Here is a 23,816-nt window from a genome sequence, read left to right on the forward strand (position 1 = left end):
GGCGCGGCCCTGCCGCCGCGCCGCTGTGCCCGGCGGCGGCACGGCCGCGCGCCGGCTTTGGCGCCGCCGCAGCTGAACGCGGCGGCTAAGCGGCGAGCTCGATGCGGCTATCGAGCGCTGGCGCCAGATTCTCGCCCGCGAGAGCGGCTTCGAGGCGTGGCGCGGCGCGAGCTGGACGAGCTATCCGCTCGGGCCGGGGCTCCACGGCTACGTCGTGCTGCTTACCCGGGACGGCAAAGAAGTCGGCTATATGATAGTCACGGCCGGCCCCCGACGGCACGTTCAAACTGACCGAATACGGCACCGGCCCGCATCCTTTGTTCAGCCTTGCCACCCTGTACCGCTCAGCGGTACAGCAGGAACTTATTCCCTCTTCCTTATCTTTCGCGGATTTTATAAACGAGCATGCCGGCCGCGCGGAACGGCTGTATGCCGGGCCGCTGCACGCGCTATGGAAGCTGAACACCGGCGCTGCGACGGCATATCTCGACGCCAAAACCGGCGAGGCTCTGCCGCTAAGCGAGCTTCTGCTGAAGCAGGAGCATAGCGGGGCCGATTCCGCCCAGTCCGCCGCCTCTAACGGCTCCGAAGCGCCGGCTGTCGCTGCCAAGCTGCAGCTCCCCGCCTTCGATCCGTACGAGCGCATCTCGTGGGTAACGGGCAAGCCGCTGCAGTTGGCCGCGTTCGACGAAGTGAGTCAGGCGCTGACAGGCGGCAAACAACGGCTCGTCTACGTTGCCGAACTGTACGGCGGCAAAGTGACCGTACCGCTTGCCGTGACCGGCTACCACGTTTGGAGCGGCCCGGCCGAATCGTATTTGGCTGTCGACCAGGACGGACCGCGCTACATCCGTTACGCCGAACTGAAAGGCGCCGGACGATTTTACCCCTAAGTTTGTTCTCCTCTTCCTCATAGATTGGAAAAGCTTCCGGCGTATGCCCGCCGTCGGCGAGCGTACGCTCGGAAGCTTTTCCGCTTTTTTATGGGGGGGCTAACAATAATTGCGTATCCTTGATTGGGGATTCTCGCGGCGCCGCTTTTCTCGTTGGCCTTAAAGGAACGGTGTTCCGCTATTCCGCGGATAGAGGGGCACCGGCCCAATCTTAAAGGAACGCAGTTCAGTTATACGTACCGAAAAAGAAAGATTGTCGCATAAAATAGGCAAATAACGCTCTCTCGTTCCGCTAAATTTGGTAAATACTCGGGAAATAGAGCAATAACGGAACATATTTCCGCTAACCGTTTATAGCGCTTTATCGAAGCTTTATCGATGCTTTATCGTCCAACCCCAATATCGCGTTCCGTAGCTCCCCGTCCGCTTTCGCTGTATTTTTGGCGGCGAGATCACCGTAATGCTCTGCGCAGTGCGCTAAAATTCGCTTCAAATCTCCGCCATCCGCCCCGCAATCGCGTCCGCCCGCGCCGCTCCGGCGTGCTCGCGAACGAAGCGAAAGCCTTCCGCCAAATTCGGCTTGCGCCGCACGTTATGGGCGTCGGTGGCCAGCGTATGCAGCCGGTCGTCCTGCAGCAGCTTCAGAGCGAACGCTCGCGCCTCTTCCCCGTTTTTGCCCAGCAGGCTGTCGACCGATACTTGCGTCCAGGCGCCGAGGTCGGTAAGCGCCGCAAGCAGCGACGGATCGTCGCGGAAAAGGCATGCCGCTCCGGATGTGCGATAATCGGCGTCGTGCCGCGCCCCTTGAACCACTTAACCAGCTTCGATGACGCCGGCTCGTACTCTACCCAGCGCTGTTCGAGCAGCACGAATCGTTTTCCCTCGTCCAAATAGCCGAATTGCTCCCGCTCGGCATGGCGGGTGACGAAATCTTCGCTCTCGAGCCGCACCTCGTTGCCTGCCCGGACCGTCACGGCAATGCCGGCTTCGTCAAGCGCCCGCTGCAGCTCCCGCACTTTCCGCTCAACGACGTCCCGCACATTGAGCCAATCGTTCGTAAAATGAGGCGTCGCCACAATACAGCGCACTCCGTCCGCATAAGCGATGCGCGCCATCTCCAGCGCTTCGGCCATATCGGCCGCGCCGTCGTCCAATCCCCATAAAATGTGGCAGTGTATATCGATCATGTCGGCAGCTCCTCTCCCGTGTCAAAGCCGATATGATCATACTACCAGATTGTGGTGCAAGCGAACATCCTATCGGATAGATTCGTCGTCGTGTCCGCCGCTGCCTGCGGCACGAAGACGGCGCAGGCTGCGCCATATGCCGCGCAAGCCGCGCAGCCACATCGCCGCCGCCAGCGGCAGCATGCCGAACCAGCGCACGTCCCAGCGGCCGCGCCGCACTTTGACGCTCTCCCTGGTGCGGCGCCGCTCGTCGGGCGGCGTGTCCATATACGTGACGACGCGCTGCGTAATGTATTTGATCAGTTCATCGCTTTTGGCCATGCCGCGGGCCCCCTTCCCTCCCCCATTGTTGCCGCCCGAACATGGTTTTAAACGCAACCGTTCCGTTGCCGGCCTCCGTCCTGCTTGAGCTGCAACACCGCAAAAACGCACGCCAAAGTGCCCTTCAGCAAAATGACCCCGGCGCCAATGTGCGCCGGGGTCATTTTGCCGTATTCCGCGCTTAGTTGCGGTTCGCTCCGAGAATCGAAGCGATGAAGCGCAAAATGTACAGGAACAGGTTGATGAAATCGAGGTAAATGTTCAGCGCCGCAAGCGGCACGTCGGCCGGATCGACGCCGTCGCGGTATTGAGCGACGTCGTACAATACCCAGCCGCTGAAGACGAGAACGCCAACCGCCGACCAGACGAACGAAACCGCCGAGCCGAAATGCAGGAACAAATTGAGCAGCCCCATCAGCAAAAGGCCGAGCGTCGCGGCGACGAGAAAACCGCCGAGGAAGCTGAAGTCGCGCTGCGAGCGGTGGGCGTAAAAGGCCAGCCCGCCGAAAATGACGGCGGTCGCCAGAAACGCGCCGGAGACGACGTTCGCCCCCAATTGGCTGCCGTACGCCATAATGACGGGATACAGCGTCACGCCGGAAACCGCCGTGAACGCGTACAGGAACGTGTACCCGATGCTTCGGCCGCGCAGCCGGATGACGACCGCCGCGATCAGCATCACCACTTCGGCGACGATGAACAGCGGCACGAGCGAAGCCGGCACGATCATGGCCCCGACCAGCATGCCGAGGAACGAGACGAGCAGCGACAGCGCGAACGTCTGCAGCACGTGTGCGAACGTGCCCGCCCCCGAAACCGTAATCGTTCTTTGCATAATCACTTTCACTCCTTATGCCATAGTAGGGTCTGTATGTGATGATTTTTTTTGCTTCTTGCTTATCCTCATTGTACCCCATTCTCTGCAACGCTTTCAACGATAGCTTATCGGAAACGGCGAAACTCCCTCCCGCTATCGTAATAAATGCGGAGCGAAGGGCGGAAATGAACCGGAAGACGCAGGCTGCCTTAGAAAGTATGGATGCACTGCGGATTGGAAATGCGGGTCTCCGGCATCGCCCACACTGGTGTTCCAATGAACTCGAATGTGGGGTTGAAACACGATTTCAAAGGCGGCGCTACGCTCTGACCCACATTTCCACCCTCCGCTCCGCCTTTCTTGGGCAACCGGAAAGGCTGCTTTTCATGCCGCGCTCCATCCGCCTGGGATGATGAAAGGAACGCGGCTTTAACGGAGGCCGGAGGTTCATTTCCAACCCGTTGCGCAGCCCTATTTTCCGGATGCGGGCCAGCGGTGCGGTTCTACGTACCGGATCATCGTATGAAACACGTCCGCCCATTGGCGTTCCTGCAAAGTGCCGATAGGCGTCAGCCGATCAACGCCCAGATTTCTGGCCAAATGTTTGATTTGCGGAGGGGTGAAAACGGCTCTTAACGCTTCGGCCATCGGCCGTACCGGATACTGCAAGCCGAACTCAGCCAACGCTCTAAACCTGTAATAATCCGCATTCCGAATTGCGGGGCTTGCTTTCCTCCTGATGCGAACCAGAGCCGAGTCTACGCGGGGCGGCGTGGCGAAATGATTTCTGGACACGCCGGCTACGAACTCCAGCTCGTGCCACATCTTCCAGGCCAAAATGCGCGGATCGGCTGTTGGACGAGCCGTAAATCGTTTAGCCGCGCCTTTTTCGATCATCAGCACCCCTTTTTGAAAACCGTTCGCTACCGGGCAAAGCAGCTTTTCCAAAATGGGCGTGGTGATAGCGTACGGGATGTTGGCTACGACGCAAAACGGTTCTCTCGGCATACGGGTTTGTAGAAAGTCTTTTTGAATAATGACGACGTTCGGATAACAATCCGACTTCGCTCTAAGCACATCCGCAAATTGCCGGTCGTTCTCGATGGCCACAACTTTGCCGGCAATTTCCGCCAGAGGCATGGTGATCGCCCCTTTGCCGGCTCCGATATCGAGAACCGTGTCCGCGCCAGTTACCTCGGCGATGGCAATCATGTCTCTGATGATTCGTTTATTGTGCAGCAAATGCTGGCCGGAAAAAGGCGCCTTCTCCGCCCGCTGATGCCGTCTTTGCATAGGAATCCCTCCGTTGCTTGGCAAATAAAAAAACACAGGCCGCAGCCTGTGTTGCCAGCAATCGGTAGGGATGAATGCCCATGGCTACATAGGGTTATCGCCAAATGGGCAAACCGCTCCCGATTGCCTTGCACACAGGCAGCGCAACTCAGCGCTAACCATGTTGTGGCGCAAGCGTACAAATCGGGTATTGCGATTTACTACACCCATACGTAACCCTCCGTTCCTATCATTCACAGGGGATTTTTCCCATTACTGTAAACATGTTTATTTTACTGCTTGCGGCAGCTTTTTACAATCAAAGCATAGACACGGGCGACGCTGCGGCAGCCCCTCTTCGTTGACACTGCCGGCGACGGTGGCTATACTCATGATGAACATATCGCGCACGATAGCGAGCGCGCGACCATCCATGACTACCTTTAAAGCGAGGCGACTTCGAATGGCTTCTTTCGGCGACCATCGCGATCACGTCGGAACCGTCCGCGAATTCATTATATTGATGACCAAACGAATGAAGCAGTGCGCCGACACGAACCGGCTGCGCTGCTCCGAACAGCTTGACGCGGGCAAAATGTCGGCGCAAGATTTCGCGCTCGTGCTTGCCTTGGCGGAGCACGGCACGATGCCGGTAAAGGACATCGCCGCGCGCTTGCCGGGCATTTCGCTCAGCACGCTGACGCGCGTGCTCGACAAGCTCGAGGAGCACGGCTTCATAACGCGCACGCTCGACGCGGGCGACCGGCGCAGCTTTCTGATCTCCGCTACGGACAAGTCGCTGGAAGCGGCAACGAATTATTTTCGGCAAGTGGACGGCGTCGCGGAATCGATGCTCGGCGTCTTGACCGATTCCGAGCGGCAAACGCTTGCGGAGCTGCTTGGCAAAGTGCGCCACCGTTTGAAAGAGGAATAACCGCAACCGGATGAGCAAAATGGCTCCGGCCGCTTACTAGCTGCGGCCGGAGCCATTTTTGCGCTATTTCAGCAGTTTGCTGACGGCCAGCTCGATCCAGCTCCACGGCAGCAGCGCTTTCAGCGCCATATTGCGCCGCACGCCGCGGCCGACCGGATAGCGCAGCTTTGGCGGTTTTTTCGACGTGGCGATCCGTACGATCCGCTGCACCACTTCGTCCGGATCGCCGGCAGTGTCGGCCGTCCGCCTCATTTCCCGCAGCATCGCCTGCGCTTGCCGCCCGTAAGGCGAATCCGGCGGCATCGAGAAGCTGCCGGTGTTCCAAATGTTCGTCTTGTACGCCCCCGGCTCGATCAGCGATACGTATACGCCGAACGGCAGCAGTTCCAGCCGCAGCGATTCGCTGAAGCCTTCGAGCGCAAATTTGGAAGCGGCATACGGCCCCATCGCCGGGAAGCCGAACCGGCCGCTAACGCTGCCGATGTTGATGATGCGCCCGCTTCTCCTTGCGCGCATAGCCGGGAGCACCGCCTTCGTCATGGCGACCGCGCCGAACAAATTCGTCTCGAACTGCCGCCGCCATGCGTCCATGCCGATGTCCTCGACGAACCCGGCGACGGCGAAGCCCGCGTTGTTGAGCAGCACATCGATGCGCCCGTAGCCCTCGGCAGCTTGCGCCGCGAGACTGGTGGCGCGCGCTTCGTTCGTCACGTCCAGCTCGCAGCACACGACCCTTTCGGCGATGCCGAGCCGCTCGGACTGCTCGAGCAGCGGCCCCTTTTTCCCCGTATCGCGCATCGTGGCGATTACGAGATACCCGTGCCGCGCCAAAGCGATGCTGGCGCCTAGGCCGAAGCCGCTTGACGCGCCGGTCACGATCGCGACGGGCCGCTCAGTAGCCATCGCGGATGCTATCCCCTGCTGCATGCGACTCATGTCCACCTTTCTCCACTCGCCCACGAAATGCGGCGACGTGAGCTTTGCTTGTTTCATTATACAGTTTTGCAGCGCCGGAGAGACAGGCCTGCAGGCAAATCGTTGCCGCCGCAAGCTTAGGCATGATGGACACCGCTTTCGGGAAATAGGCAAAAAGACCTATATCAACCTGCTGCCTTCAGCTGAACTGGCACCCTAATTTTTCTTAAAACAGGTGCTAAACACTTTCTTATCGGTTCGCCGCATAGTACAATAGGACTAATAAGGTGGTCGGACGTTCATCGTAGAACCCGATCGAGCGGACAAAGGCGGGGGATTACGATGATGCCAGGCTTGACAGTGGACAATTGCCCGAGATGCGGGGCGATTTTCAATAAAAATTTGCGGAATTTGTGCCCGAACTGCATGAAACAGATGGACGACATGCTGGAGGTGTGCGAAAGCTACTTGCTGAGGCATGACAAGGCGACGACCGAACAGCTGCAGCAAGCGACGGGCGTGCCGATGGACGTAATTATGAAGTTTATCAAGGAAGAGCGCAAGCTGTCGACGAAGTTCTATCCGAACTTGACTTATCCGTGCGAAAAATGCGGGCGCGGCATTCGCGAAGCGCGCATTTGCGCCAAGTGCGGCACCGAGCTGCTGGAAGCGTTCCGCCCGGCGAGGCCGGCGGAGCCGATCCCGCAGCCGAGCGCGGATTCCGTATCCGGGATCGTTTTCACGAATAACGGTGACTGCCCCCTGCAAAGAGGCAGCTTTTCATGCCGAATCAGGAGGCAACTTCAGGAAGTTTAGAGTTGCCAATCCGGTAAAAGGCAGCCGCATTCGCGCCGAATACGGCCGCCCTATCCGCCTCTGTCCACTCCGGCGGCAGCGACGCCTCGAGCGCTGCCGCCACTTCGTCGTACGAGGCGGCGAGCAGGCAGACGGGCCAATCGCTGCCGAACATGACGCGCTGCGGCCCGAACAGCCGGCATACTTCGCGGATATAAGGCTCGAGATGCTCGCGCCGCCACGCGCGGTGATCGGCTTCCGTCACCATTCCGGACAGCTTGCAATACACGTTCGGATAAGCGGCGACGGCGGCCAGGTCCGAGCGCCACGGCTCGGTTATGCCGGCGGCGATATCGGGCTTGGCGATATGGTCGACGACGGCGCGCAGGCCGGGCACCGCGGCGAGCATCGCGGCCGCATGCGGAAGCTGGCGCGGGCGGACGAGCAGATCGAGCGCCAAGTCGTGGCGGACGAGCGTGCGCAGCGATTCGAGCACTTTCGGACGCACGATATAGGCGTCGTCTTCGAGATCTTGCAGCATCGGCCGGATGCCGAGAAAATACGGCGACCGCTTCAAGCGGACAAGCGTCGCCTCGAAGTCGTCCGCTTCCGGATCGACCCAGCCGACGACGCCGGCGAGCGTAGGCTCGCCGGCGCAAAGCGTCAGCAAGTATTCGGTCTCCGCAACCGTCGGCGCCGCCTGCACGGCGACCGTAGCGCCGATGCCGCGGCTGCGCAAATGCGGCGCGAGGTCGGACGGGCCGTAATCGCGGTACAATATGCCGGCGTCCGGCGTCAGCCAGCCGTAATCGCCGCGGTCGAGCCGCCAATAATGCTGGTGGGCGTCGATCCTCACTTGATAACTCCTTTCGTGAGGATAACGTTGGCGTACGTTGCCGTCTCGCCTGTAGCCACGACCGCATAGGCTCGTTTCGCCCGCTCGTAGAACTCGAATCGCTCGATCATTTCGATGCCCGCGCCCTCTCCTTCGTGGCGCGCGATGACGGCTCTGTACTCGTCCCAGATCGTCGGCACCGTCGGATCGCCCGGCACGACTTGCATGAGGCCCACGGGCTCGGCGACATAGGTGTCAAGCGGAAACAGCTCCAGAATGGCGTCCAGCAAAGCCGTGACACCATGACCGTCAGCGCGGACGAGCCGCCGCGCGCACGAGGCAGCCGGGAAGTTGCCGTCGGCGAGCACGATCGTATCGCCGTGGCCCATCTCCATCAACGTTTTTAGCAGCTCGGGGGAAATGATCGTCGGAATCCCTTTTAACATCGTACGTTATGCTCCTTTCACAGCGACGGCTCCGGACGCGATTTCCTGCAACGCGACCGGACGATTTTCGCTCATCGACAAGTAGGCTCCGAACACGATTTGCAGCGTCTTCAGGTTGTCGGCGACGCTGTTCTCCGGCTCCCGCTCCTCCTCGATCGCCCGCAGCAGCTCGCCCATCGTGCCCATGAAAGCGTGCGGAAACCATTTGCCGTGCAATCGCGGCGTAAACCAGTAATCGGGATCGATCCGTTTCGAGTAATAGCTGAGCGTATCTTCGCGCCCGGTCGGATAGTTGTACAGCGAGCCGTTCGTCCCTTTGACGATGCCCTCGGTCCCTTCGAACCGGAACGTCGCGTACCAGTCGTCCTCGCCGGCGATATGGTTATGGTTGTCGTGGATGAGCCCGCGCGCTTCGCCGGGAAACCTCATATGCAGCAGCGTCCGCGTTTCGCCGACGCACTGCTGGCCGGGGAAGCGCGCCCCGTCGGCGTATATGTATTCCGGATCGCCGAACAGGAAGCGGATCGCGTCGATGTAATGAATGCTGTGGTACATGAACTCGAGCGTCGGCATGTCGCGCAGCCACGTCCAGTTCGCAAATTCCTGCTTCACGTTCACGGCAATCGTCGCCTGCAGCAGCTCGCCGAGCCAGCCGCGCCGGATGATCGTATGGCTGGCGCGAATGCCCGGCGACCAGCGCATCTGCTGGTTGACGGCGGCTTTCACGCCCGCCTCCGCGCACGCCTCCGCGATCCGGACCGCATCCTCATAATGTTCGGCCAGCGGCTTCTGGCACAGCATGTGCTTGCCCGCCGCGGCCGCCTGGACCGCCAGCTGCGGCTGCACTTTCGCCGGCACGGCGAAATCGGCGACGCGCACGGCTGGATCGGCAAGCAGCTCGTCAAACGAGCCGTACACTTTGCCGATGCCGAATTTGGCGGCGAGCGCCGCCGCCTTCTCTCGGTTCACGTCATAAATGCCGACGACGTTCAGGCCGCCCATCCGGTACGCCGGCAAGTGGCACGCCTCGACGATTTCGCCGGCGCGACGATGCCGATGCCGATCGTCCGGTCTTGCGGCAGCGCCGGCCGGTAGTCGAGGTCGAGCCAGTTCGCTCCGTTATGCTCCATGGTGCTGCTCCCCTCCTTCTCGGTTTTCGTCCGGTTACAGGCTCGGTCCGATGCGGTTGATGCTGAATTCCTGATGGCCGAGAAACTCCGCCTTCGTCAGCTTGCCTTCCGCCACCTCGCGAATTTCTTGCCAGATGCGGTCCCCCGCTTCCTCGAGACTAAGCGTTCCGGTCAGCATGTCGCTGACGTCGACGTCCATATTGTCTTCCATGTTCGTGTACGTGCGTTTGTTGGCCGTGATCTTAATAACCGGGATGACGGCCGAACCGGTCGGCGTTCCCCGCCCCGTCGTGAAGCAGACGATGTGCGCGCCGCCCGCCGCCATGCCGGAGACGCACTCGATATCGTTGCCCGGGGAATCCATAAAATAGAGCCCGCCTTCCGGAATCGGCTCGGCGTATTCGATGACGCCGCGAATCGGCGCGGTGCCGCACTTGCTAATGCAGCCGAGCGACTTTTCCTCGATCGTCGACAGGCCGCCGGCGATGTTGCCCGGGCTCGGATTGCCGCCGCGCATATCGGCGCCCATCCGTTCGACTTCTTTCTCGAAGCGGTCGACGATGTGGTACAGCTGCGCCTTCGTTTCCGGCGTCACGCACCGCTCGGCCAGCACGTGCTCGGCGCCGATAATTTCCGTCGTCTCGCCGATGACGATGCCGCCGCCTGCGCCGATGAGAGCGTCGGCCGCCGCGCCGAGCGCCGGGTTCGAGGCGAGCCCGCTCGTTGCGTCCGAGCCGCCGCATTTGACGCCGACTTTCAGCTTGCTGAGCGGGACCGGCACTTTCGGCTCGCGCTCCAGCTCGGCCTGCATCTTTTTTGCCAGCTCCACGCCGTGCTGGATCGCCTTCACGGAGCCGCCGACGCTCTGAATGTCGAAAGCGACGACAGGTTTACCGGTAACCTTGATCGCTTCCGCGAGCGCCGCCGGATCGACGACCTCGCAGCCGAGCGAAACGATAATGACGCCGCCGACGTTCGGATTGCGGCCGGTGCCGGCCAGCACATCGAACGTGCGGTCTTTGTCGGCGCCGATCTGGGAGCAGCCGTGCTGGTGCGGAATCGGCACCGTGCCCGGCACGAGCTGGGCGATGCGGGAGACGACCTGATTGGCGCAAATGACGGTAGGAATAAGCAGCAAATGATTGCGGATGCCGATATCGCCGTTAGGCCGTTGATAGCCGAGGAACGTAGTTCCGGTTGCGGTAGCTGTGGTCATGCGGATGCACCTTCCTTTTTCGTTTGCGCCATGTCGCCGCGGCCGCGGATGCCTTCGATGTTGTGCACATGCACGTGCCGTCCGCGCTCGATAGCGGCGGTCGAGCGGCCGATCACTTCGCCGTATTTGCGGACTTCGGAGCCGGCGTCGATCGCCGCGATAGAGACCTTGTGCCCGAACGGAACCGGGTCCAGAAGTGTAACCGTTTCCAACGATCCGCCGCGCAAGTAGCGGATCGTTTCGCCGGCGGCGATGTCGCGCAGCGCCGTCGCCACGTGGTCGCGCGCGTCCATGACGAGCGCGTCGGCCCCCGCCTCGAATTGATGTGCCATAACGTTCAAAAGCTCCCTTCCTGAATCGAACTGAGTAAAATTGTGTTATCGGTAACCTTACCTTATCAAGGAAGCCACTTGCTGTCAATCGGTTTGTTTCCTACAATAGACATAACGATTTTCGGGAAAAGGTGACAGCCGTTGATCACGATCTACGACATTGCGAAAAGGGCGAACGTGTCCGCCATGACCGTCTCCAGGGTTATCAATAACACGGGCAAAATCAGCGAGGCGACGCGCAAGCGCGTGAAGCAGGTGATGGCCGAGCTGCACTATGTTCCCAATTCGACGGCGCGCAGTCTCGTGCTGCAGAAGACGATGACGCTGTCGCTGCTCATTACCGACATCACGAACCCGTTCTACACGACGCTCGCCCGCGGCGCGGAAGACACCGCCCACAAGTACGGCTACAAAATGCTGCTGGGCAACAGCGATGAAGATTACGACAAGGAAAACGACTACGTCGAGACGATCGTCGCGACGCGCGTCGACGGCGTGCTGTTCGCCCCCGCGGGCGACGGCTCGCTTGCGCATTTGCAGCGGCTGCGCCAGCACCGCATTCCGTTCGTCGCGCTCGACCGCGAGGTGCCGGGCATCGAATCCGATCTCGTCCTCGGCGACAGCAGGAAGGGGCGCGCCGCCTCGTCGATCACCTGCTCGCGCTCGGACACCGCCGCATCGCGCTCGTGAACGGCTCGCCGGACGTCTCCACGGCGCGGCTGCGCCAGCAAGGCTACAGCGAAGCGCTCAGGCTGGCCGGCGTGCCGGTCGACGAAGAGCTTATGCTTCACGTCAATTATCGCGACTTTCATGACGACGAAGCGCTTGACCGCTTGCTGCACCTGGACTCGCCGCCGACAGCCGTGTTCGCCGCCAACAACTTTCTCGCCGTCGGCATCATCCGCACCCTCAGGCGCCGCGGTTTGCGCGTGCCGGACGACATATCCGTCGTCTGCTTCGACGACCTCGGGCTCGCCTCGGAGCTCGATCCGTTCCTTACCGTCGCCGCCCAGCCGGCTTACCAGTTCGGGGCGCTCGGCGTGCAGCTGCTCGTCGAACGGATCGCAGCCGGCCCGGATGCGGAGCGGCGCACGGTCATTTTGCCGTCCGAGCTCATCGTGCGCAGCTCGGCGAAGGCTCTTGTGCGGTAGCGGCTTCGGCTTTGCCGCGGAACGCACCGCGACCTCCGCCCCCGCTGCCTTGCCTCGCGCCCGATCCGCTCGCTTCGCCGCCAAGGGCAACTGGCTGCCGTGCTGCGAAGTCACCGGCATCTAAGGCGTTCCCGCAAGCGGCACGTTGACGCAGACGAGGCCCCCTTCGCAAATCGGAAGGGGGCCTCGTTTTTGCCTCGTATCATGTTGTCAGTTCGATGCTGCGTTCTTATCCCCGACCTTGACGCTGACATTTTGCGTCTGGCCGCCCCGCGAAATCGTAATCGTCAGCTCGTCTCCGACTTTGGCCGCCTGAATTTGTTTCGTCAGCTCGTCCGCGCTTGCGACCTGCTTGCCGTTCACGGCGGTAATGACGTCATATTGGCGGATGCCTGCCGCAAAAGCGGGCGTTTGCCGCTGCACGGCGGCGACGAGGGCGCCGTCCGTGCTTTTCAGCTGCAAATCGCCAAGCATATCGGAGGTAACGTCTTGTACGCTTACGCCGATATACGGCGCCGGTTCCTTCGGAATCGTCTTGCCCGTTTTCAAATTGTCCAGAACGGAGCTGATCGTGCTCGTCGGAATCGCGAAGCCGATACCCTGCGCTTCCGCGTTGACGGCCGTATTAATGCCGATCACTTCGCCGTTCATGTTCAGCAGCGGACCTCCGGAGTTGCCCGGGTTGATCGCCGTATCGGTTTGGAGCAAATGCTTGTAGTTGCGGGTGCCCTCAGTGTCGTCGATGCTGATCGGGCGGTCTTTGGCGCTCAGCACGCCGGCCGTCACCGTATAATCGAAATCGTACGGATTGCCGATCGCCACGACCCAGTCGCCGACCTGGGCGTCGTCCGAATTGCCGATCGCCAGAGACGGGAACGCCTTGTCCCCTTCGATTTTGAGTACGGCAAGGTCCAGATCGTAGCTGCTGCCGAGCAGCTTGGCCTGGAACGGCTTGTCGTAGCCTTGCACGTACACGTCGATTTCGTCCGCGCCATCGATAACGTGCTCGTTAGTCAAAATGTACCCGGACGAGTCGAAAATAAACCCGGAGCCGAGGCCGCTTTCCTGCAAGCCGCCGCTGCCGTCCTGCTGCGGCTGGCCGCTCCCGCCATCGCCCATAAACTGCCGGAAGAACGGGCTGTTGTACAGCGAATTGCTGCCGCTGCCCGAAGCCTTCGTTTTCGTTTCGATTTTGACGACAGCCGGGCTGGCCGCCTTGGCGATTTCGGATATGGTGCCCGGTCCGGAAGCGCTGTAGGAAGCGGTCTGCACTCCCCCGTTCGCGCTCGTGCCGGCTGCCGCGGCAGTGCCTGCGACAAGCGGCTGAACTCCGCCGGTAAATAAATTGAGTTTATCGGAAGCGAACATCAAGCTTCCCACAATAAGCGCCCCGGACATGAACGCCGCAAACGCCGTTCTGAACGATTGCCCTTGAAGCTTGAACGGTTGTTTCATCGCAATCTCCACCTTTCCGTTGTTCGTTACAATTGCAATATAGCCCCTTAACATTAAGCTGGCCTTAGGCTCACCTGACGGGAACATAAAAACAAACTGAAAGTTCGCTGAAGGCTTGTAAAAAATGTTAATATGACAGCACATTTCGACATTGCAAGAAGGAATCCCGGATTCGTTGTAGAATTATTTTCCTATCTGCTCGTGCGAAATTCCTAATCACCCGAGGTGAAGCTATGAAACGAATGTCCTTGTTATTGCTGGGCTGCTTGCTCTTAACCGCGTGCGGCAGCGCAAATCCGGCCGTTTCCCCTGCCGGTTCCGGGCAGGAGCACCATCACAAGCCGAGTCTTGACGTGAAGCTGGACATCTCGGGCCGTCAGGTCACGGTGAGAGTGACGACCGACATGACCATTTCTGCGAAACATTACGGGGAAGCGCGCAAAGACGGAGAGGGACATATCCATATGTACTTGGACAACGGGGAAAAAATCGGAGTGACGCAGGAGGAGCAAGTGTTCAAGGACCTCGTTCCGGGCCCCCACGTTTTGAAAGTATCGCTCCATAACAACGACCATACGCCGTACGATGTGAACAAGACGATCAATTTCGACATCAAATAACGTTTACAGGAGACCGGCCGTGCCTCGTACTTTAAGCTTGCAAAACAGAATCGTCATCCTTGTCACGGTGGTTACCGTCCTGATGATGGCGGCCCTCGTTTCGTTCGACTCCTACAGCTTGCGCAGGTCGGTGGAAGAAGCGTACGTCAGCCAGCTCGACGGCATTACGACCGCCATCAACGGCAGATACGAAGAATCCCACGCCATTCAAGACGTGCAGCAAATTTTTGATTACATTCAATATAAGAACGAAAATGTGCTGCAGCTTACGCTCTACGGCAAGCAGCACATTTTGGCGTCGACCGACCGCAGCCTTATCGGCAAGCCGACACCGCCGGAGCTCTCGCCGACGCTGCAAAACGATCTGAAGCTTGTCTCCCACAGCGTAAGCGGCAAGGACGACATTCCCAAAGTCCGGCTGACCGCCCCCCTCAAAGAGGACGGGGCTACGGTCGGGGCTATCGAATTGACCGTCAACACGTCCGCCAATACGGAGCTGATCCAGAAACGAACCCAATTGATCATCGCCGCCGGGCTTGCGATCACCTTGCTCCTGGTCATTACGCTGTGGCTCATTATCCGCAAGCTGCTCATCCGCCCGCTCATGAAAATCCGGGAAGCGGCCATCTCCGTCAAGCAAGGGCTGAGATACAGAGATATCCGGCTGACCGGCAGCCAGGAAATCATCGAGGTAGCGGCGGCGTTCAACGACATGGTGCACAACCTGGACGGGCGCTACAACGAATTGCAGCAAGCGGTCAAAACGATTCAGCAAACGCAGAAGCAGCTCGTGGAATCGGAAAAAATGGTCGCGCTCGGCAATTTGGTAGCCGGCGTCTCCCATGAAATCAACACCCCTCTCGGCATCGGCGTCACCGCCGCGTCGTTCCTGGACGAGAAATCGAAGGAATTCGCCGCCTTGTACCAAGAAAACCGCATGAAGCGGTCCGATCTGGACGACTATTTGAAAACCGTCCGCGAGACGACGGGCATGATTCAGACGAATCTGATGCGGGCATCGGAGCTGGTCAAAAGCTTCAAGCAAGTCGCCGTCGACCGGTCGGTCGAAACGAAGCGCATGTTTAACATCAAGGAGTATATTCAGGAAGTGCTGATCAGCCTGCAGCCGAACCTGAAAAAGACGAAGCATCAGGTCACGGTTCGCGGCGGAAGCGGCATCGACATATTCAGCGACCCGGGCGCGGTGTCGCAAATCGTGACCAATTTCATTATGAATTCGCTGATTCACGCCTATGACGAAGGCGACGAAGGTCATATTTCAATCGACATTGCGCAGCACGAAAGCGAGCTGACGATCACTTACGCCGATGACGGCAAAGGCATGCCGCCGGAAGTCGTGAAGCATATTTTCGACCCGTTCTTCACGACGAATCGCGGCGGCGGCGGAACAGGCCTCGGCATGCATATCGTCTACAATCTCGTCACGCAGTCGCTGGGCGGAACGATTCGCTGCGAAAGCGAGGTCGGCGCAGGCACGGCGTTTATTATTCAAATTCCTATTCGTGAAGGAGCACAGCATGGTTAACGACGGTCAAGAGGATCTGCTTACATTTGCCGCTGAAGATCAAGGCAGCGTAGACGAGAACCGGCAAGAGACGGAAAAATGGAAAGTGATCATCGTGGACGATGAACAGGAAGTTCATCACTTGACCAAGATGGTGTTAAACGATTTCGAATTTGATGGCAAGCGGCTGGAGTTTGTGAGCGCTTATTCGGAGCAGGAAGCGTACCGCTTGATTGCCGACCATCCGGACACGGCCATCGTCTTGCTGGACGTCGTCATGGACCGCGACGATTCCGGTTTGAAAATCGTGAAATACATACGCGAGCAGCTAAAATACAACGCAGTCCGCATCATTTTGCGCACCGGACAGCCGGGACAAGCGCCGGAGCGGCTTGTGATCTCGAATTACGACATTAACGATTACAAAGAGAAGACGGAGCTGACGACGCAGAAGCTGTTTACGACCATGATGGCCGCTTTGCGCTCGTACCGCGACATTATCGTCATCGAGAACAACAAGATCGGGCTGGAGCGCATTATCAAATCGTCGGCGGCGCTGTTCGAGCTGCAATCGATGAAAAAGTTCGCTTCCGGCGTCCTGACGCAGCTGACTTCGATTTTGAACCTGCACAAAAACGCGCTCCATTGCAACAGCTTTGCCGTAGCTAAAGGGCAGGAAGAAATCTACGTGCTCGCCGCGACGGGCGACTATTCGGTGGGCGGGAACGAAAAAATCCAGGACATCGTGCCCCCGCACGTGCTGAGAACGATCGAAGAAGCGTTCCGGGAAAAGAAAAGCAACTTCTTCGACAACCATTTCGTGTGCTATTTCCAGAGCAAGACCGGCATGGAGAACGTCATTTATTTCGAAGGCGGAAGCAAGCTGAACGAATGGAACCGGTACTTGATCGAAATTTACTGCTCCAACGTATCCGTCGCGTTCGAAAACATTTATTTGAACGAAGAAGTCGAGCATACGCAAAAAGAAATTATTTTCACCTTGGGCGAAATTGTCGAAACCCGGTCGAAGGAAACGGGCTACCACGTCAAGCGGGTCGCGGAATATTCCAAGCTGCTCGCGCTGAAGTACGGGCTGCCCGAAGAAGAGGCGGAGCTGATCCGGCTCGCCTCCTCGATGCACGATGTCGGCAAGGTGGCCATCCCCGACGCGATCTTGACCAAGCCCGGCCAATTGACGGCCGAAGAGTTCGACATTATCCGGACCCATACGAATATCGGCTATGCCATGCTGAACCATTCCGACCGCAAAATCATTAAGGCGGCGGCCATTATCGCCCACCAGCATCACGAGAAATATAACGGGCAGGGCTACCCGAAAGGGTTGGCCGGCGGGCAAATCCATATTTACGGCCGCATTGCGGCGCTGGCGGACGTATTCGACGCGCTCGGCAGCGACAGAGTGTACAAAAAAGCTTGGCCGCTCGAAGAGATCGTGGACTTTATTAAAAAAGAGAGCGGACAACACTTCGACCCTGATCTGGTCGACATTTTTCTGCGAAACTTGCCGGAGTTTTTGAGCATCCGGGAACGGTATTCGGACGCGAAAACGTTCTAGCCGAAGTCCTTCCGCCGATCTCCTCCCGCTTGCGCGGGCGGGGTATCGGCTTTTCGCGCTTCTCCGGCTCGATCAGCAAGAAGTTGGCGCTGCCCAGCGCCTCTTTAACGATAACTCTTCATCAGTTTGGACAGTTCTTCCAAATATTGCGTTAGGCGCACGCTTATCTCCGCCCTCGCTACTTCTCGGACAATGGCGAATCGTTCCTTATAGCCGCGGCAGCTGTAATTATAGTAAACGACCAGATCAATCTGCTCATCGTTGAGGACTTTTATATTCCGCCTGCTTAACTCGCGTTTGAGGTCGTACATGTCTTGGCTGATTTTATTCATCAGCACTTGAGCAGCTGTCATATAAAGTCTGTTCAGAAGGTTAGGCGTGTTCCGAATATCGTCTATGCTTTTCTGGATCATCGTCAGCATGTGGGGCAGCAAAACGTAATCTCTAACCATCGTAAGTTCCTCGGGCGTTGGGTGCCCTTGCTTTTTGGGGTTATTTCGCGCTTCGTACTGCTCTTGATGTTCGGTAAGCAGCATTTTCGACTTCCACCTTTCATTTCCATCGAGTTTGCTCACTTGTAGTGTCCCCCTATCTGCGTTGCCCTTTCTCGTGCCACCCCGGAGTCCAACAAAGAGGATGCCCGCATGATCGCGGCATCTCCATACACATCCTTGATCTTATCTACGGTCCGTTCGAGCGCATACGTTTTTGGCCGGTCCTCAAAAAGTGTAAGTTGATATGCGCTATCCTCCGATAGCTGTGTCAAAGATATAAAGAGACGGCTCAACGGATATCCGCGCCAATGCGCAACAAAAAGCTTGTGTGCAGCCGCTTCGACTTCGCGGGTAAGCGAAGTCGGTTGCGGGAGCGTCATCTGCCGGCCGAACCAGAACGTCCTCTCCCCGTCGGTTTCCGCAGCGCCGACTGAAACGACTCGCCCCTGTTGTCCAAGCCGCCGGGCCCGGCGGCACACCTCGATGACGAGTTCAAGCAAAACTACTTTGATGTCCTCCAATTTACGGTATAGACTCGCTCGGAGCGCTTTGCCGTGGCTGATCGACTTGAGCGCCCCTCTTATCGACGGGACAACGGGACTCGGATCGATGCCGCGCGCGGTCTGCCAGTAGTACTCCGCCTGGATGTCGCTTTGCTTTCCCATCCGGTGCCGCATCCGCCGCTTGAAATCGGCCAGGTCGAGGCGGGCAATGTCTCCGATCGTGCGTAATCCCATGCTCATGAAGTGATAAGTCATCCGATTCCCGACCATGAACATTTGATGAATCGGCAAAGTCCACAAAGTGGACTCGATGTTTTGAAAAGTCAGCTCGTAGATCCCATCGGATCTCTTTTTGGCGAAATTATCGGTAGCCATCTTCGCGAGCGTTTTCGTCGGTCCGATCCCAACCCGGGACCATACGCCTGTCGACAGCTTTATTTTCGTCTGGATTTCGCGCGCGATCTCCTCCGGCGAGCCATGATCATGAATGGAGCCGGTTACGTCGAGAAATTGTTCGTCAACACTATATGGTTCGACCTGGTCTGTTATGGACTCAAATATTTCGGTAAGCAAAAGGGATACGGAAATGTACGTTTGCATCCGCGGACGAATCACGTTCAGGTCCGGGCATTTTGCGAGAGCTTCCCCCACCCGTTCCGCCGTAGTGACGCCGCGCTTCTTGGCGATCGGACAGGCTGCAAGAATGATGCCCGATTTTCTGTCGGGATCGCCGACTGCAACGGGCTTATCACGTAATTCCGGGTGCGCTGCTTTTTCAATCGATGCATAAAATGACTGTCCGTCAACAAGCAAAATCACGCGATCCACAAAATCCACCCCACAAACGCGAATATTTGTTCGCACATCAGTATATCAAGAATACCGAACAAATATTCGCGTTTCAAGTGGGTAAATTTATGGTAATTTTAACTTTTAAAAAAATGTTTGCGTCGAGGTTGATTTGCCCCGTACGTTTTTCTCAATAAATGCATTTCTAGTACAAGACGGGTTCATTATTTTAGGGAGGCAATCATGTTATTACACAATCCGGTTGAAGAAACTCAATTAAAGCACTTGATCGGGGAACCAGTGTATGCGGCTTTGAATGACGGCTCCATCTATTATGGTATTGTCGATTCTGTAAAAGGCGGACAACTATTCCTGCGTCCATTGACAGTGCAACAGTGTCCCGATTCACGGGACGGCCATGTACGAATATCCGGTTTAGGGTTAGGGCTTGGGTTTATGGGAGGCGCATTGGGGCTTGGGTTGGGATTATTGTCATTTGTGGTTACCCTGAATCGCTTTAGGTATTTTATTTAGGCACAGGGACCATTGAAGAAATGACGGAGCCTTGCCCAGACAGACTCAGCATGGGCACATACAAATGTAAAAAAAGAGAGCGGGGTGATCCCAGTCATTACATAGTATTGGGCACACTTCCTTATTTTTCGTACATATTACACTTTTCCAATCTGGGGTAAACAGCACCAATACTTCAATCGAGATTTTTTACATGGCCCGAAACTTCGGGTCTTTTTTGATTTTTCGTCATGTTAAAAAATGAAATTAATGGGAAAGGTAATGGACAGGGAGTGTACCGGAAAGGAGGAGGCATTCTTCGTGGATATCCATGCATTCATAAATCAAATGCAACCATCCAAGGAAATTACATCACAGACGATTCAAACACTCAACATTTATTATTATAAAACGATTTGCGACGAGGAAAAAATTCAAAAAGCTTTAATTACACCCCTATTCTCCTTCGATGATCAGGAAACTTACCTTCAATCCGTTTGCCAGAGTCAAGCCATCCATACCATCGAAGAACTGCAATCGCAATTCATTAAGGGAAACGTCCTGATCACAACCCAACAAAATTATTACTTTTTCAATGCAAATAAAAGCTTAAACACTAAGCCAGGAGAGGCGAAATCGGAAACGACGATTCAGGGGCCTCAGGCATCTTTGACTGAGGACATTCAATCGAATCTCAATTTAATACGACACCGTTATCCGGCAAAAGGTTTTCAAATGGAACCATATGAACTTGGCTCGGTTTCAAAAACAGCTGCATTTATTATATACGATTCGGATTACGTGGATTACGAGGTACTGTCGGAGCTTAAACGACGCTTGTCCATGCTTGATGAGGAAATGATCCAATCAACCGGTCAGCTAGATAAATTGTTGAACGAGAAGAAGAGAAGCTTGTTTCCTACCTTCGTATTAACCGAGCGACCGGACCGGATTGCGCTTAATTTATCTCAAGGAAAAATTGTTATTGTTCTGGATGGGACACCGTTTACTTTAATATTACCAGCTGTTTTTTTTGATTTCATATCTTCAATGGACGATTTATATTTTCCGTATATTGTGGCAAGGGGGCTAGTCTTACTCCGGTATATCGGATTATTTTTAGCCATCGTTCTCCCATCCGTCTATATTTCAGTGGTCTCGTTTAACCCTGAATTTCTGCGCGTTCAACTAACATTTTCCATTGCGGGGACCGCGCGGCAGTCCCCTATCCGTCTTATTGGGAGGTGCTCTTTATGCTTTTTATGACTGAGGCTTTAACTGAGGCGAGTATCCGTTTGCCTAAATACATCGGCTCGACGGCAACTACCGTCGGCGGCCTTATTTTGGGCCAGGCGGCCCAACAAGCCGGTCTCGTAAGCAGCAATATGATTATCATCACTTCTGCAGTCACGATTTCGAATTTTGTTATACCGATCAATACGATGATATTTTCCATACGGGCACTAAGATACCCGCTGATTGTTTTATCCTGCTTCTTCGGTCTGATCGGCGTCATTGCCGGTTTATTTTGGGTTTCGTGTTACTTAGCGAATTTGAGAAGCTTTGGCCAACCTTATTTTAAATTATTTTTTAATGAACGTTCGAAAAGCATCCATACAGATCAACAAAAGGGAGAATCTACTGTTTGAACAGGTATTTTTATTACTCGATACTTATGTGTATGTTGGTGAACACCATCATCTATGTACCCAATATCCTGTTCGCACACCGGCATAACAGTGCGTTGACGGGAATGTTATTAAGTGTTGTCATTGGTTCTTGCCTGGCTGTTATATTTTCCAAAGCAATGATGAACAAGCAAGGCCAAGGATTGCCGGAATTATTGACACAGCATCTTCCTTTATGGATTAAAGGGGTTGTTCTCATCTATTTGGGTTTCATGTGGTTTGCTGCAGGAAGTATCGTTTTGATCGTTTATTCCATCATTTTGAAGCGTTTTATCATCGAGGACATCAACTTGGAGGTATTAATCATTTTATTGATGAGCGTCGTTGTCTGGAGTGCCTCGAAACCGACAAAAACGATATTATATTTACTCGAAATCGTTATGGTGATCAATGTGCCTTTGGTATCGATCATATTGTTTAAAGCATTGTCCAGTAAGTACATGAACTGGTACGGAATTTGGAATATTGCAAGCGATAATGTTATGAAGCTCCCTAATCTCGATGTTGTGGCAGCTGCGACTTATTTATTTACCGGGTACATCAACCAGGCGATATTTAATCGAGAATTTGACGGTCGCTTTTGCCCAAAACATTTATGGGCAATTCCCTTTTTAGGCTTGACTATATTGTCTACAACATTTTTTATCCCTATAGGTTTTCACGGTACCGAGGGGGTAGGACATTTCGTTTACCCATGGGTGTCGACTGCAGATTCATTACGTATGGAGTTCGGTTTTGTCGAACGCGTTGTTTACCTATTTCTATTGCTCTATTTAAGCCTTACTTTGATTTTTGTTACGGTCACTTGGCATGTAGGGTACCGATTAATCGAAAGTATCAGTCAAAAACAATTTCCGATACGATCGTGGAGTTTGAAGCCGATTGTTGTCTTTGGCTCGTTTATGCTAATTACGATATTCTTAGCTTATTTCTTGAATGAGAAACAACACTTAATACTCGGAACTTACTGGTTGCGACTCCGTTTTTGGAGCGAGCTCGGTTTAGTTTTGTACGTATATTACTTATCCAGAAAAGGAAAAACCACATGAGAACGGCATCCATTATCTTATGCTTCTGTCTTTTGGTAACCTCGGGTTGTACGACAAAAGCATTTAAAGATATAGATCGGCGATTTTTTGTTTTAGCATTGGGAGTTGATAAATCCAAAGAAGACAGCAATAAATACCGGGTCACTTTGAAATTGGGCATACCTTCTCCCAAAATAGAGCCCGGTAAAGCCAAGTCACAGATCATCAGCCAAGAATCTGAGTCCGTTTCCGACGCCATTCGATTATTAAAATCCAAAGTCGATAAAGAGCTCGACTTTGGACATACCAAAATGCTTGTTATTGGCGAAGCATTGGCAAAAGAAGATGTAACTAGCGCGATTGATTTCTTTATCCGTAGAAGGGACATTCAAAATATTGCTTTTATGGCGGTAGGTTCTCCAGACGCGGAGGCAGTATTGAAAATAACCCCCAAATCCGAGCGATTGCCTGCTAATGCCCTATTTCTAAGCTTCGATGAATTAGGCACTGAATCGTCGTTTATTATTACAGAGTACTTGTTTGATTTTTATCGGAGGATGACCGAAAAAGGGTTAGATCCCTATCTGCCCGTTGTTCAGGCCGATAGCGAGACTTATATCATCAATCGCATAGGTGTTTTTGACAAAACCAGAATGAAGCTGATGCTTTCCCCTAAAGAAAGTGCGATCTTAAACGAGCTTGCTCGCAACATTCAAAAATTCCATATCCTTACGCGAACTAAAGATACGGATTTCTCATTGTCAGTGGAGAAGTTCAACCGCAAATTTGTCTTCGACCCTCAAGATGCAACCAAATTACATGTCAAATCGGAAATCGAGGGGACTATAGAACAATCAACGCAGCCTATATTTGACGAAGACTGGAAGAAATATGAACAACAAACCGAACAAGTCGCCGTCAAACGTTATATGGATGTGCTAAGAAAATTACAGAAAAACAATGTGGATCCGATCGGACTTGGATTAATCTATAGAGCACGCCATTACAACAACGATAGTAAAGACTGGGAGACGTGGCAAAAAATTTATCCGAATCTAAGTTTCGATGTGAAGGTTGATGTGAAAATAGAAGGGACTGGTGTCATTAAGTAGCCCCCCGCTTGTTACCGACAACTGCACACCCTCTTTGCTCACTCCCGGAATGTCGATCAAAACGATAAATTCTCCGTTTCCCCGCAAAATATCTGGACAGTCGTCTGTTCCTCCCCGGAAAACTCGTTCATGAACTGTTTCGCAAAATCCTTATCGAACACGCCTGTCTAAAAATTTTTCCCGTGAAATTTTTGCGCCATCTCGAACCACTGCCGCAGCTTATCGAAATCCCATTGCCGATCTCCCTTTCTCCCACGCTGGTACTAGAG

General features: G+C 55.3%; 26 protein-coding genes and 1 pseudogene. 12 read left to right on the forward strand and 15 right to left on the reverse strand.

What is annotated here, in order from left to right; genetic code table 11:
* The first annotated feature begins 317 nt into the window (after nucleotides 1-317).
* Nucleotides 318-893 carry a hypothetical protein gene (locus SD70_RS12810; protein ID WP_052487368.1) on the forward strand — a complete coding sequence of 192 codons (576 nt, stop codon included), beginning with the start codon at nucleotides 318-320 and terminating at the stop codon, nucleotides 891-893.
* A gap of 489 nt (nucleotides 894-1,382) precedes the next feature.
* Here SD70_RS12810 and SD70_RS39230 read toward each other — a convergent pair whose 3' ends face one another.
* From SD70_RS39230 to erm, 5 genes are all read right to left on the reverse strand, one after another.
* Nucleotides 1,383-1,631, reverse strand: a complete 249-nt coding sequence (locus SD70_RS39230; RefSeq protein WP_269432462.1) for a CpsB/CapC family capsule biosynthesis tyrosine phosphatase — start codon at nucleotides 1,629-1,631, stop codon at nucleotides 1,383-1,385.
* Entirely contained in the window at nucleotides 1,535-2,080 is a 546-nt protein-coding gene (locus SD70_RS12815; RefSeq protein WP_052487369.1) for a CpsB/CapC family capsule biosynthesis tyrosine phosphatase, read from the reverse strand. The genes SD70_RS39230 and SD70_RS12815 overlap by 97 nt, the downstream gene beginning before the upstream one ends.
* 69 nt (nucleotides 2,081-2,149) lie before the next feature.
* Nucleotides 2,150-2,401: a YqzE family protein gene (locus SD70_RS12820; protein ID WP_052487370.1), complete on the reverse strand. Its 252-nt coding sequence runs from the start codon at nucleotides 2,399-2,401 to the stop codon at nucleotides 2,150-2,152.
* Nucleotides 2,402-2,582: 181 nt separating this feature from the next.
* On the reverse strand, nucleotides 2,583-3,236 hold the full coding sequence (locus SD70_RS12825; RefSeq protein ID WP_041047967.1) for a Bax inhibitor-1/YccA family protein: 654 nt from the start codon (nucleotides 3,234-3,236) through the stop codon (nucleotides 2,583-2,585).
* A gap of 453 nt (nucleotides 3,237-3,689) precedes the next feature.
* Entirely contained in the window at nucleotides 3,690-4,511 is an 822-nt protein-coding gene (gene erm, locus SD70_RS12830; protein ID WP_041047968.1) for a 23S ribosomal RNA methyltransferase Erm, read from the reverse strand.
* A gap of 442 nt (nucleotides 4,512-4,953) precedes the next feature.
* On the opposite strand from erm, the gene SD70_RS36905 reads away from it, so the two are divergent.
* Nucleotides 4,954-5,424: a MarR family winged helix-turn-helix transcriptional regulator gene (locus SD70_RS36905; protein ID WP_052487371.1), complete on the forward strand. Its 471-nt coding sequence runs from the start codon at nucleotides 4,954-4,956 to the stop codon at nucleotides 5,422-5,424.
* A 63-nt stretch (nucleotides 5,425-5,487) separates the two neighbouring features.
* Here the strand turns inward: SD70_RS36905 and SD70_RS12840 are convergent, their stop codons facing one another.
* A complete protein-coding gene (locus SD70_RS12840; protein WP_041047969.1) occupies nucleotides 5,488-6,351 on the reverse strand; it encodes an SDR family oxidoreductase in 864 nt (287 codons plus the stop codon).
* A gap of 330 nt (nucleotides 6,352-6,681) precedes the next feature.
* Here SD70_RS12840 and SD70_RS12845 point away from each other — a divergent pair, with 330 nt between their 5' ends.
* Nucleotides 6,682-7,155, forward strand: a complete 474-nt coding sequence (locus SD70_RS12845) for a hypothetical protein (RefSeq protein WP_052487372.1) — start codon at nucleotides 6,682-6,684, stop codon at nucleotides 7,153-7,155.
* Here the strand turns inward: SD70_RS12845 and SD70_RS12850 are convergent.
* Genes SD70_RS12850 through SD70_RS12870 form a run of 6 tightly spaced genes read right to left on the reverse strand, consistent with a single transcriptional unit; the run spans nucleotide 7,130 to nucleotide 11,093 of the window.
* Nucleotides 7,130-7,990 (reverse strand): amidohydrolase family protein, encoded by an 861-nt coding sequence (locus SD70_RS12850; RefSeq protein ID WP_041047970.1) that lies wholly within the window; start codon nucleotides 7,988-7,990, stop codon nucleotides 7,130-7,132. The two genes, SD70_RS12845 and SD70_RS12850, sit on opposite strands and share 26 nt — an antisense overlap.
* Entirely contained in the window at nucleotides 7,987-8,415 is a 429-nt protein-coding gene (fucU, locus tag SD70_RS12855; RefSeq protein ID WP_041047971.1) for an L-fucose mutarotase, read from the reverse strand. Before fucU ends, SD70_RS12850 begins: the two co-directional genes overlap by 4 nt.
* A 6-nt stretch (nucleotides 8,416-8,421) precedes the next feature.
* Nucleotides 8,422-9,432: a Gfo/Idh/MocA family protein gene (locus tag SD70_RS12860; protein WP_231571190.1), complete on the reverse strand. Its 1,011-nt coding sequence runs from the start codon at nucleotides 9,430-9,432 to the stop codon at nucleotides 8,422-8,424.
* Entirely contained in the window at nucleotides 9,405-9,545 is a 141-nt protein-coding gene (locus SD70_RS37980) for a hypothetical protein (RefSeq protein WP_231571191.1), read from the reverse strand. Before SD70_RS37980 ends, SD70_RS12860 begins: the two co-directional genes overlap by 28 nt.
* A 34-nt stretch (nucleotides 9,546-9,579) precedes the next feature.
* Nucleotides 9,580-10,761, reverse strand: a complete 1,182-nt coding sequence (locus SD70_RS12865) for a UxaA family hydrolase (RefSeq protein ID WP_041047972.1) — start codon at nucleotides 10,759-10,761, stop codon at nucleotides 9,580-9,582.
* Nucleotides 10,758-11,093, reverse strand: coding sequence for a UxaA family hydrolase (locus SD70_RS12870; protein ID WP_041048028.1), 336 nt, complete (start codon nucleotides 11,091-11,093; stop codon nucleotides 10,758-10,760). The genes SD70_RS12865 and SD70_RS12870 overlap by 4 nt, the downstream gene beginning before the upstream one ends.
* 141 nt (nucleotides 11,094-11,234) lie before the next feature.
* On the opposite strand from SD70_RS12870, the gene SD70_RS39775 reads away from it, so the two are divergent.
* Nucleotides 11,235-11,783, forward strand: a complete 549-nt coding sequence (locus tag SD70_RS39775; RefSeq protein WP_331436773.1) for a LacI family DNA-binding transcriptional regulator — start codon at nucleotides 11,235-11,237, stop codon at nucleotides 11,781-11,783.
* Nucleotides 11,780-12,244 carry a substrate-binding domain-containing protein gene (locus SD70_RS39780; RefSeq protein ID WP_331436774.1) on the forward strand — a complete coding sequence of 155 codons (465 nt, stop codon included), beginning with the start codon at nucleotides 11,780-11,782 and terminating at the stop codon, nucleotides 12,242-12,244. The genes SD70_RS39775 and SD70_RS39780 overlap by 4 nt, the downstream gene beginning before the upstream one ends.
* Before the next feature lie 210 nt (nucleotides 12,245-12,454).
* Here SD70_RS39780 and SD70_RS12880 read toward each other — a convergent pair whose 3' ends face one another.
* Nucleotides 12,455-13,699 (reverse strand): S1C family serine protease, encoded by a 1,245-nt coding sequence (locus SD70_RS12880; RefSeq protein ID WP_231571192.1) that lies wholly within the window; start codon nucleotides 13,697-13,699, stop codon nucleotides 12,455-12,457.
* Between the two features lie 233 nt (nucleotides 13,700-13,932).
* Between SD70_RS12880 and SD70_RS12885 the strand changes: the two genes are divergently transcribed.
* The 3 genes from SD70_RS12885 to SD70_RS12895 are packed head-to-tail and all read left to right on the forward strand — an operon-like array spanning nucleotide 13,933 to nucleotide 17,420.
* Entirely contained in the window at nucleotides 13,933-14,319 is a 387-nt protein-coding gene (locus SD70_RS12885; protein WP_156158003.1) for a hypothetical protein, read from the forward strand.
* 19 nt (nucleotides 14,320-14,338) lie between these two features.
* A complete protein-coding gene (locus SD70_RS34840; RefSeq protein ID WP_156158004.1) occupies nucleotides 14,339-15,865 on the forward strand; it encodes a sensor histidine kinase in 1,527 nt (508 codons plus the stop codon).
* Complete coding sequence (locus SD70_RS12895) at nucleotides 15,858-17,420, forward strand: DUF3369 domain-containing protein (protein ID WP_041047974.1); 1,563 nt, start codon at nucleotides 15,858-15,860, stop codon at nucleotides 17,418-17,420. The genes SD70_RS34840 and SD70_RS12895 overlap by 8 nt, the downstream gene beginning before the upstream one ends.
* Nucleotides 17,421-17,524: 104 nt before the next feature.
* Here SD70_RS12895 and SD70_RS12900 read toward each other — a convergent pair whose 3' ends face one another.
* Entirely contained in the window at nucleotides 17,525-17,995 is a 471-nt protein-coding gene (locus SD70_RS12900; RefSeq protein WP_041047975.1) for a hypothetical protein, read from the reverse strand.
* Nucleotides 17,992-19,245 (reverse strand): DNA polymerase IV, encoded by a 1,254-nt coding sequence (locus SD70_RS12905; protein WP_041047976.1) that lies wholly within the window; start codon nucleotides 19,243-19,245, stop codon nucleotides 17,992-17,994. The genes SD70_RS12900 and SD70_RS12905 overlap by 4 nt, the downstream gene beginning before the upstream one ends.
* Before the next feature lie 204 nt (nucleotides 19,246-19,449).
* Here SD70_RS12905 and SD70_RS36005 point away from each other — a divergent pair, with 204 nt between their 5' ends.
* The 4 genes and pseudogenes from SD70_RS36005 to SD70_RS12920 all read left to right on the forward strand — a co-directional run bounded on the left by SD70_RS36005 (nucleotide 19,450) and on the right by SD70_RS12920 (nucleotide 23,547).
* Nucleotides 19,450-19,740, forward strand: a complete 291-nt coding sequence (locus SD70_RS36005; RefSeq protein WP_156158005.1) for a hypothetical protein — start codon at nucleotides 19,450-19,452, stop codon at nucleotides 19,738-19,740.
* A gap of 327 nt (nucleotides 19,741-20,067) precedes the next feature.
* Nucleotides 20,068-21,368, forward strand: a pseudogene (locus SD70_RS12910) (spore germination protein).
* Between the two features lie 32 nt (nucleotides 21,369-21,400).
* Nucleotides 21,401-22,456 (forward strand): GerAB/ArcD/ProY family transporter, encoded by a 1,056-nt coding sequence (locus SD70_RS12915; RefSeq protein ID WP_269432463.1) that lies wholly within the window; start codon nucleotides 21,401-21,403, stop codon nucleotides 22,454-22,456.
* Nucleotides 22,453-23,547: a Ger(x)C family spore germination protein gene (locus tag SD70_RS12920; RefSeq protein ID WP_041047978.1), complete on the forward strand. Its 1,095-nt coding sequence runs from the start codon at nucleotides 22,453-22,455 to the stop codon at nucleotides 23,545-23,547. Before SD70_RS12915 ends, SD70_RS12920 begins: the two co-directional genes overlap by 4 nt.
* Nucleotides 23,548-23,816: the final 269 nt, after the last annotated feature.

The sequence above is a fragment of the Gordoniibacillus kamchatkensis genome, from assembly GCF_000829455.1.
Taxonomy (GTDB): domain Bacteria; phylum Bacillota; class Bacilli; order Paenibacillales; family NBRC-103111; genus Gordoniibacillus; species Gordoniibacillus kamchatkensis.